This is a genomic window from Streptomyces sp. ICN903 (assembly GCF_022015835.1).
GTDB lineage: Bacteria > Actinomycetota > Actinomycetes > Streptomycetales > Streptomycetaceae > Streptomyces > Streptomyces fenghuangensis.
Genome location: NZ_JAKMAY010000243.1, coordinates 1 through 8801 on the forward strand (window position 1 = coordinate 1; position 8801 = coordinate 8801).

The 8801-nt window shown below is 76.5% G+C and carries 10 protein-coding genes; 7 read left to right on the plus strand and 3 right to left on the minus strand.

From position 1 onward, the window contains the following. Positions 1–102 precede the first annotated feature (102 nt). Both yaaA and eda read left to right on the plus strand, forming a co-directional pair. Entirely contained in the window at positions 103–900 is a 798-nt protein-coding gene (yaaA, locus tag L7D48_RS21685) for a peroxide stress protein YaaA (protein WP_237881570.1), read from the plus strand. Between the two features lie 78 nt (positions 901–978). Beyond that, positions 979–1719 (plus strand): bifunctional 4-hydroxy-2-oxoglutarate aldolase/2-dehydro-3-deoxy-phosphogluconate aldolase, encoded by a 741-nt coding sequence (gene eda, locus L7D48_RS21690; RefSeq protein ID WP_237881572.1) that lies wholly within the window; start codon positions 979–981, stop codon positions 1717–1719. Here eda and L7D48_RS21695 read toward each other — a convergent pair. From L7D48_RS21695 to L7D48_RS21705, 3 genes are read right to left on the minus strand one after another with little or no spacing between them, the layout of a single operon-like run. Then, the gene (locus L7D48_RS21695; protein WP_237881574.1) at positions 1694–3106 is read right to left on the minus strand and encodes a bifunctional RNase H/acid phosphatase; all 1413 of its coding nucleotides are present in this window, start codon (positions 3104–3106) and stop codon (positions 1694–1696) included. The two genes, eda and L7D48_RS21695, sit on opposite strands and share 26 nt — an antisense overlap. Further along, positions 3106–3849 (minus strand): zinc ribbon domain-containing protein, encoded by a 744-nt coding sequence (locus tag L7D48_RS21700; protein WP_237881587.1) that lies wholly within the window; start codon positions 3847–3849, stop codon positions 3106–3108. The genes L7D48_RS21695 and L7D48_RS21700 overlap by 1 nt, the downstream gene beginning before the upstream one ends. Beyond that, complete coding sequence (locus tag L7D48_RS21705; protein WP_237881576.1) at positions 3846–4733, minus strand: Nif3-like dinuclear metal center hexameric protein; 888 nt, start codon at positions 4731–4733, stop codon at positions 3846–3848. The genes L7D48_RS21700 and L7D48_RS21705 overlap by 4 nt, the downstream gene beginning before the upstream one ends. A 172-nt stretch (positions 4734–4905) precedes the next feature. Here L7D48_RS21705 and L7D48_RS21710 point away from each other — a divergent pair, with 172 nt between their 5' ends. From L7D48_RS21710 to L7D48_RS21730, 5 genes are all read left to right on the plus strand, one after another. Continuing rightward, entirely contained in the window at positions 4906–6159 is a 1254-nt protein-coding gene (locus L7D48_RS21710) for a hypothetical protein (RefSeq protein WP_237881578.1), read from the plus strand. A 61-nt stretch (positions 6160–6220) separates the two neighbouring features. Further along, positions 6221–6379: a hypothetical protein gene (locus L7D48_RS21715; RefSeq protein WP_206346260.1), complete on the plus strand. Its 159-nt coding sequence runs from the start codon at positions 6221–6223 to the stop codon at positions 6377–6379. Positions 6380–6560: 181 nt separating this feature from the next. After that, complete coding sequence (locus tag L7D48_RS21720; RefSeq protein ID WP_237881580.1) at positions 6561–7217, plus strand: class I SAM-dependent methyltransferase; 657 nt, start codon at positions 6561–6563, stop codon at positions 7215–7217. Between the two features lie 22 nt (positions 7218–7239). Further along, entirely contained in the window at positions 7240–8184 is a 945-nt protein-coding gene (locus L7D48_RS21725) for an N-acetylmuramoyl-L-alanine amidase (protein WP_237881582.1), read from the plus strand. Positions 8185–8329: 145 nt separating this feature from the next. Beyond that, positions 8330–8801: DUF5336 domain-containing protein (locus tag L7D48_RS21730; RefSeq protein WP_237881584.1), on the plus strand; the 472-nt coding region annotated here is incomplete at its 3' end.

Below are 8801 nucleotides of genomic sequence, written 5' to 3' on the forward strand. Positions count from 1 at the left end.
GCGGGGTGGTGGGCGACCGGGTGGGAGGGGCGCCTACGCTGCTGTGGCGCCGGCGCGGAGGAACGTGTTCCGGCGCGCGTACCGCCTGTGAGGAGAACAACCGTGCTCGTACTGCTGCCGCCGTCCGAGGGGAAGGCCGCCGGGGCTTCCGGTCCCGCGCTCGATCTGGGGGCCCTGTCGCTGCCGGGGCTGACGGCCGCGCGGGAGGCGGTGCTGGCCGAGCTGGTGGAGCTGTGCTCGGCCGACGAGGACAAGGCGCGCGAGGTGCTGGGTCTGAGCGAGGGCCTGCGCGGCGAGGTGGCGAGGAACGCCGGACTGCGGACGGCCCCGACACGTCCCGCCGGCGAGGTCTACACCGGTGTGCTCTACGACGCTCTGGACCTGGCCACGCTGGACGAGGCGGCGCGGGAGCGGGCCGGTCGGTGGCTGCTGGTGTTCTCGGGGCTGTGGGGCGCGGTGCGGGTCGGCGACCCGATCCCGCCCTACCGCTGCTCGGGCGGGGTGCGGCTGCCGGCGCTGGGATCGCTGGGCCGGTACTGGCGGGAGCCGCTGGAGTCGGTGCTGCCGGAGGCGGCGGGCGAGGGACTGGTGCTGGACCTGCGGTCGGCGGCGTACGGGGCGATGTGGAAGCCGAAGGGCGCTCCGGCCGGGCGGACGGCGACGGTGCGGGTGCTCCAGTCCAGGATCGTCGGCGGTGTGGAGAAGCGGTCGGTGGTCAGCCACTTCAACAAGGCCACCAAGGGGCGGATGGTCCGCGCGCTGCTGCGCGAGGGCCTTGAGCCGGGCGGCCCGGCGGAGCTGGCCGAGGCGCTGCGAGGCCTGGGGTACACGGTGGAGGCGGAGCCTCCGGCGAGGGACGGGGCGCCGTGGCGGCTGGACGTGGTGGTCACCGATCTCTGACGGGGCTCGGGATCCGACTCGTTGCGTCATGCGCAACGGGCGTTGCGGTGCGTGGACGGGGTGGGCAGGATGGCCGCCATGACAGCCACCGCGGACGCGCCCCTGCCCTCCGTACTCGCCCTGGGCCCCGTACTGCCGGTGGTCGTCCTCGACGGCGGAGCCGATCCGGCCGAGGCCGTACCCCTGGCGCGGGCGCTGGTGGCGGGCGGGCTGCGGGCGGTCGAGATCACGCTGCGGACGACGGGCGCGCTGGAGGCGGTGCGCCGGGTCGCGGCGGAGGTGCCGCGGGCCGTGGTCGGCGCGGGCACGGTGCTCGCCCCGGAGCAGGCCGCGGCGGCGCGGGACGCCGGCGCCCGCTTCCTGGTCAGCCCCGGCTGGACGGACCGGCTGCTGGTGGCGGCGCGGGAGGCGGGCGTGCCGCTGCTGCCGGGGGTCTCCACCGCCTCGGAGGTCATGGCGCTGCTGGAGCGCGGGGTGACGGAGATGAAGTTCTTCCCCGCCCGGGCCGCGGGTGGACCGGCGTATCTGAAGGCGCTGGCCTCGCCGCTGCCCCGGGCCCGGTTCTGCCCGACGGGCGGCATCGGGCCGGACTCGGCGGCGGACTACCTGGCGCTGCCCAACGTCTGTTGTGTGGGCGGCAGTTGGATGCTGCCGCCGGAGGCGGTGCGGGCGCGGGACTGGGGGCGGATCGAGCGCCTGGCCCGCGAGGCGGCCCGGCTGGGCGCGGGCGCGGGTACGGGCGCCCCCGCGAGCGCCGACGCGGGTGGTACGGGCGACGCGGGCGGCGGGGACGTCAGCGCAGGTGGCCGGTGTCGTTGAGCAGTCGCAGCGAGGCGTTGCCGTCCGCGTAGTACGCCACCGCCGACAGCGAGGCCGCCGACAGTTCCATGCGGAACAGCGCCTCGGGCGGTGCGCCCAGGGCCGTGCACGCCAGCACCTTGACCGGTGTGACATGGGTGACCAGCAGCACCGTGCGGCCGGCGTGGCGGGCCAGGATCCGGTCGCGGGCGGCCTCGACGCGACGGATGACGGAGGCGAAGGACTCGCCGCCGGTGGGCGCGGCCTCGGGCGAGGCCAGCCAGGCGTCCAGGTCCTCCGGGTACCGTTCGCGGACCTCGGCGAAGGTCAGCCCCTCCCAGGCGCCGAAGTCGGCCTCGCGCAGGTCGTGTTCGACCTCGACCCCCAGCCCGAGCCGGTCGGCGACCGCCCGCGCGGTCTGGCGGCAGCGCACCAGCGGCGAGCTGATCACCTGCTGGACGGTGCCGCGCGCCGCGAGGGCCGAGGCGGCCGCCTCGGCCTGGCGCAGCCCGGTCGCCGACAGCTCCGGGTCGGTGCCGCCGCTGCCGGAGAACCGCTTGAGGGGGGTGAGCGGGGTCTCGCCGTGGCGCAGCAGGACGAGGGTGGTGGGGGTGCCCATGTCGGCGCCCCAGCCCGTCTGCGGGGTGCGCGGCTCCCCCTGTCCGGCGGGCGCGGCCTCGGCCACCGGCTCCACGGGCAGTTCGTCGGCCGCGGTCAGGGCCGTCGGGTCGTCCGTCCCGGCGCCCCGCTCGGCGGCGGCGGCCGTGCGGTGGGTCTCCTGTACGGCCTGGCGTACGGCGGCCCGCGCCGCCGCCCGCGCCTCGGCCGAGCTCTCGGGGGTGGCCGCCGAGGCCTCGGAGGCCGCCGAGGGGCCGGGGAGGCCGGGGAGGGTGTCGGCGTGGGCGCCGGCGTCGAGTTCGGCGGTGGAGTCGGCCGGCCGCCATGTCCCACCGCGGCGTCCGGCGTCCATGGCCTCGTTCGCCAGCCGGTCGGCGTGCTTGTTCTCCTCGCGCGGGATCCACTGGTAGGTGACCGACTCCGGCGGGAAGACGGAGGCGGCCTCCAGCGCCAGCGGGCGCATGGCGGGGTGCTTGATCTTCCAGCGGCCCGACATCTGCTCGACGACCAGCTTGGAGTCCATCCGCACTCGTACCAGGGCCCGCGGGTCGAGCGCGTGGGCCGCGCGCAGCCCGGCGATCAGGCCCCGGTACTCGGCGACGTTGTTGGTGGCGGTGCCGATGTACTCGGCCGCCTCCGACAGCGTCCGCCCCGTCCCGGCGTCGCGGACGACCGCGCCGTATCCGGCCGGGCCGGGGTTGCCGCGGGAGCCGCCGTCGGCCTCGACGACGAAGGTCCTGCGGGAGCCCGGGGAGTCCGGGGAGCCCGGGGCCTGCTGGGGGTCCGGCATCACAGTCCCGACTCGGGGGTGCGCACCAGGATCCGGCGGCAGTTCTCGCAGCGCACCACCGCGTCGGCCGGGGCCTGGCGGATATCGTTCAGCTCGGTGATGTTCAGCTCCAGGCGGCAGCCCTCGCAGCGCCGCTGGTAGAGGCGGGCCGCGCCGACGCCGCCCTGCTGCTCGCGCAGCTTGTCGTAGAGCTTGATCAGGTCGGCCGGGACGGAGGCGGCCACGACCTGGCGCTCCTTGGTGACGGTGGCGGTCTCGGCGTCGATCTCCGTCAGCGCCGCGTCGCGCCGCGCCGCCGCGTCGTCGATCCGGGCCTGGACGGAGTCGGCCCGCTGCGCCAGCTCGGCCGCGCGCTCCTGGGCGGACTCGCGGCGCTCCATGATCTCCAGCACGACGTCCTCCAGGTCGCTCTGGCGCCGCGAGAGGGAGGCGATCTCGCGCTGGAGGTTCTCCAGGTCCTTGGGCGAGGTGACCGCGCCGGAGTCCAGGCGCTGCTGGTCGCGGGCGGCGCGCTTGCGCACCTGGTCGACGTCCTGCTCGGCCTTGGTCTGCTCGCGGGCGGTGTCGCTCTCCTCGGTGCGGGCGGCGACCAGCAGGTCGCGCACCTGGGCGAGGTCGGCGGTCAGTCCCTCGATCTCGGCGTGCTCCGGCAGGTTCTTCCGCCGGTGGGCGAGCTGGCTGAGCCGGACGTCGAGGGCCTGGACGTCGAGGAGGCGGATCTGGTCGGCGGGCTCGGCGTTCAGTTGGGGGCTCCTGTGATGGTGGTTGCGGGGGCGGCGCCCTGGGCGGGGGCGGACGCCGCGTGGACGGTCCAGGGGTCGGTGACCGTGCGGGAGACGTGGACGCGCAGCCCCCAGCCGTGCCGCTCGGACACCGCTTCGAGCTGGGCGGCGGCCTGCTCGCACCAGGGCCACTCGGTAGCCCAGTGCGCGGCGTCCACCAGCGCCGGCCCCGTGTGGGGGCCGCCGTGCTGCACGGCCTCCGAGGCCGGGTGGTGACGCAGGTCGGCGGTGACGTAGGCGTCGACGCCGGCGGCCCGCACCTGGTCGAAGAGGCTGTCGCCGGAGCCGCCGCAGACCGCGACGGTGCCAACCGGCCGGTCCGGGTCGCCGGCGGCCCGCACGCCCTGCGCGGTGGCGGGCAGCCGTGCGGCCACCCGATCGGCGAAGCGGGCCAGCGGCTCGGGGGCGTCCAGTTCGCAGATCCGGCCCAGGCCCCGCCGTCCGGCCGGGTCGGTGGGGTCGGGCACCAGCGGGCCGGTGACGCGCAGGCCGAGGGCCTGGGCGAGGGCGTCGGAGACGCCGGGGTCGGCGCGGTCGGCGTTGGTGTGCGCCACGTGGAGGGCGGCGCCGGCCCGGATCAGGTCGTGCACGACCCGGCCCTTGAAGGATCCGGCGAAGACCGTGGTGGTGCCGCGCAGGTAGAGGGGGTGGTGGGTCAGCAGCAGGTCGGCGCCGAGTTCCACCGCCTCGTCGGCGGTCTCCCGCACCGGGTCGACGGCGATCAGCACCCGGCCGACCTCGGCGCCGGGGTCTCCGCAGACCGTTCCGACGGCGTCCCACTGCTCGGCCCGCTCGGGGGGCCACAGTTCGTCGAGTGCGGCGATGACATCGGAGAGTGCAGGCACGGGTGAGAGGTTACCTGCCGTGCGCCCCGGTGTGCGGGGCCGGGCGGAGCACACCGGGCGCCTCCTCTCCCCGCGAAACGGGCCGCCGTCCCCCGTACGTGTGAAGGCGCCCGGCTCGCGCCGTCCGGCGGAGGGCGCGAAAACTACCGTCCTCACCGGAGGTGATGGGCTGATGACCATCAGTACCGTCGAGGCCGCCCGGAGCGAGGGCGCGAGCGCGGCGCACCCCGGCCTCACGATCGCCGCGGACGGCTCCTACGCGGCCCGGCTCGTGCCGGCCGGGGACGGGCGCGGCCGGATCCCGGAGCGCTGGACGCTGGACGGCCCGGAGCCGTACGCGGTCCCGCTGCCGGGGCCCCGCCCGGAGGGGCCGGACGCCCAGGTGCTGCCGCTGCCCGACGGGCGGGTGCTGATCCGCCGTACGGCCGGCGGCCGGTGCCACCTCGCGCTGCTCTACCCCGCCGGCCCGGGCACCGGCGAGCTCCCGCTGGGCTCGGTGGACTGCGAGGGGCTGCGGCTGCTGCCGCCCGCCCCGCACGGCTCGTACGGCCCCTGCGGCTTCCCGGTCCACGCGCTCGCGCCCGGCGAGCACGGCGCGACGGTGTGGCTGGTGCACGGCGGCCCCCGCGGCCCGGAGCCGGTCGCCGAGGTGCCCGGCCGCTGCTCGGGCGGCACCTGGCTGGACCGCGAGGGGCGCCTGCTGGCCCTGGACCGCACCGACGCCGCCGGCCGCACCAAGACCGTCGCCGTCGACCTGGGGCGCGGCGGCGAGGTCTTCCCGCTGCTGGAGCTCACCGACGACAGCGACGACCGGCTGCTGCTGGCCGACCCGGACAGCGGCCTGCTGCTGCTGCGCTCCGACGCGCCGGGCGAGGCGCGGCTGGGCTGGGGCGTGCTCGGCAGCCACCGGCCCGTGCGCTTCCCCGACGCCCTGAGCCCGCCGGGCGTCGCGCTGACCCCGTTCGCCGTCCAGCCCGGCCAGGCCCTCACCCCCGAGGGCTGCGCGGTGGCACTGCGCGCGGACGGCCCGAACGGGACGTGGGTGGCCGTGTGGCGCCCCTCCCAGCGGCGGCTGCGGCATCTGCCCGCCCCGGTGGGGTGGGTGCGGGGGACGGGGCTGTGGACGGCGGAGGGCGAACTGCGGCTGCCGTGCGCCGGCGGCCGGGCGGGCCGGACGCAGTGCGGTCTGGCCCGGATCACGCCGTCTCCGGAGCCCGGGCCGCCGCCTGCCCGGCCGCACGCGGAGCCCGCCCCGGAGGGGGCCTCGGCGCAGGAGGTCGGCCCGGCGGAGAGCGGTCCGGCGGAGGGTCCGGCGGACGGTTCGGCGGAGGGCGGCGGTCCGCTCGCGGCGCGGGCGGCGGCCTTCACACCGGTGCCCCTCCAGCAGGCGCCACTGGCCCGGAAAGATGCGGAGCGAAGATCGTAGGACTACTACGATCTGGTCGGGTACGGAGGAAGAAGCCTCGAATCCACGGAGTATTCCCGCGATGTCCCAGACCCAGACCGAGACGAGCAGCGAGACGAGCGCCGGGACCGGCGAGCAGCACGGCCGGCACCGCGGCCCGGCCGCCGTCGGCGAGGAGGCCTCGGTGCCCGTGCGGGGACGCCACCGCCGCCCCGCCGGGCAGGAGCCGCTGGAGGACTGATCCCGCCCCGGCGCGTCCCTCCGGGCCCCGGGCGCCGCGGTCCCGCGCGGCGCCCGGGGCCTTGCTCCGTCCGCCGCACGCGGGGGCGCACCCCGCGTACTCCGCGCCCACCCGCCTCACCGGCCGGGAGGCGGGTGAGGCAGCATGGTCGGCCGCACCACAGGTCAGGGAGGCCGAGTCCATGGATGTCGCAGCGCGACCCGCGCCCGAGGTCGTCGCCGCCTTCGAGGCGGCCAAGGGCTTCATGCCCGCCGACGAGGGGATGGCGCTGTACGCCGCCGCCCGCGACGCGGCGCGGCTGGGGCTGCCGCTGCTGGAGATCGGCACGTACTGCGGCCGTTCCACCATCCTGCTGGCCGACGCCGCCCGCCGCGCGGACGGCGACGTGACCGTCCTGACCCTGGACCACCACCGGGGCAGCGAGGAGCAGCAGCCGGGCTGGGAGTACCACGACCCCTCCCTGGTGGATCCCGAGGTGGGGCTGATGGACACCCTGCCCTTCTTCCGCCGCACCCTGCACGCCGCCGGACTGGAGGAGTACGTCGTAGCCCTCGTCGGACGCTCGCCGCGGGCGGCGTCGGTGTGGGGCGGGCGGCTCGGCCTGGTCTTCGTCGACGGCGGGCACACCGACGAGCACGCGAGGGCCGACTACGAGGGCTGGGTCCCGCACCTGGCCGAAGGCGGGCTGCTGGTCATCCACGACGTCTTCCCGGACCCGGCCGACGGCGGTCAGGCGCCCCACCGCATCCACCGCCGCGCGCTGGAGTCCGGCGCCTTCGCCGAGGAGTGCGCGGTCCGCTCGCTGCGCGTTCTGCGGCGTACCGGCCCGGGCCTGTAGGACGCGGCGCTACGATCCGATCATGTCCCTCGGCCGACGGCTGTCCACTCCTGCCGTGATCCTCGCGATCGCGCTGTCCGTCTTCCTGGCGGGCCTGCTGGTGTGGCGGTCGGCGCAGGACACCGGCTCCGGCGGGGCGCGCGGCGCCCCGGCGGCCTCCGGTGCCCCCAAGACGTCCGGGACACCCTCCCCGGGCGCCTCTCCCGGGCAGCCGGAGGAGAGCGGGGAACCGGACGGGGAGGGAGGACCCCTGGACGGCACCGTGGTGGTGCTCGACCCCGGCCACAACCCGGACAACCGCGAGCACACCCGCGAGATCGCGCGCCGGGTGGACGCCGGCACGCACCGCAAGGAGTGCGACACCACCGGCACGGCCACCGACTCCGGCTACGCGGAGGCGTCCTTCACCCTCGACGTCGCCCGCCGCGCCCGCACCCTCCTCGAAGGGCTGGGCGCGAGGGTGGAGTTCACCCACGACGGCGACCGCCCGTACGGGCCGTGCGTGGACGAGCGCGCCCGGGCCGGGAACGAGGCGGGGGCCGACGCGGTGGTCTCGGTGCACGCCGACGGATCGGGCGAGGGCAACCGGGGTTTCCACGTCATCCTCCCCGCGCGGGTGACCGAGGGCTCCGCCGACACCCGGCGGATCACCGGCCCCTCGCGCCGGCTGGGCGAGCACCTCGCCGACGCCTTCGCCGAGGCCACCGGCTCCGGGCCCGCCGACTACCTGGGGGGTTCGGTGGCCGAGACCGGCCTGACCGTCCGCGACGACCTGGGCGGACTGAACCTCTCCCGGGTGCCCAAGGTCTTCCTGGAGTGCGGCAACATGCGCGATCCGCGGGAGGCCCGGCGGCTGTCCGACCCGAAGTGGCGGCAGCGTGCGGCCCGCGGCATCGCCGAGGGCGTCGAGGCCTTCCTGCTCGGCGAGCGCGACGGGGCGCGAAGCGGTGCCGGGGACGGTGCCTGAAGCGGCGCGCGAACCGGTGAGCGGAGTCGGCGGAACGGGCCGGGACCGGGCGGGAGAACCCGCCGGACTCCGCGGAACGTCCTTCCGTACGATAGGGCCCGCCCCCGTCTGACCAGACCATGACGAAACCGATTAAGGATATTACGTGAACATCCGCTCGCTCACCCGAAGCGATGGCGCGGTTGTCGGAGCAGCGGTGCTGCTGTTCATCGCCTCGTTCCTCGCCTTCTTCAAGGCCGACGACTGCACCGAGAACTGCACGGTCAACAGCTGGGAGCCCGCGCTCTTCCCGCTGCTGCCGACCGTGACGCTCGCCGCGCTGATCGCGGCCGCCCTGCTCGTCCTCGGGCGGATCACGCCCGGTGACCGCAAGGTGGCGGGGCTCGGACTCGACCAGTGGGGCACCGCGCTGGCGGTCTTCGTCGGCTGGGCGGCACTGTGGGCGATGTTCGCCACCATCGCGCCGGACCCGGAGGACCAGAACCTCAACCGCAACATCGACCTGGGTGTGGGCGCCTGGCTGACCCTCATCGGCGGCCTTCTCATGGCGGCCTTCGCCGTCCTGGGCAACACCGTGGGCGCGCTGAAGGCCCCGCTGCTGCCGGCCCCCTCCCCGC

Bases quoted from the DNA above. Each gene is read 5' to 3' on its own strand.
- eda (WP_237881572.1), top strand. From the start codon at position 979: ATGACAGCCACCGCGGACGCGCCCCTGCCCTCCGTACTCGCCCTGGGC.
- L7D48_RS21695 (WP_237881574.1), bottom strand. From the start codon at position 3,106: ATGCCGGACCCCCAGCAGGCCCCGGGCTCCCCGGACTCCCCGGGCTCC.
- L7D48_RS21710 (WP_237881578.1), top strand. From the start codon at position 4,906: ATGACCATCAGTACCGTCGAGGCCGCCCGGAGCGAGGGCGCGAGCGCG.
- L7D48_RS21715 (WP_206346260.1), top strand. From the start codon at position 6,221: ATGTCCCAGACCCAGACCGAGACGAGCAGCGAGACGAGCGCCGGGACC.
- L7D48_RS21720 (WP_237881580.1), top strand. From the start codon at position 6,561: ATGGATGTCGCAGCGCGACCCGCGCCCGAGGTCGTCGCCGCCTTCGAG.
- L7D48_RS21725 (WP_237881582.1), top strand. From the start codon at position 7,240: ATGTCCCTCGGCCGACGGCTGTCCACTCCTGCCGTGATCCTCGCGATC.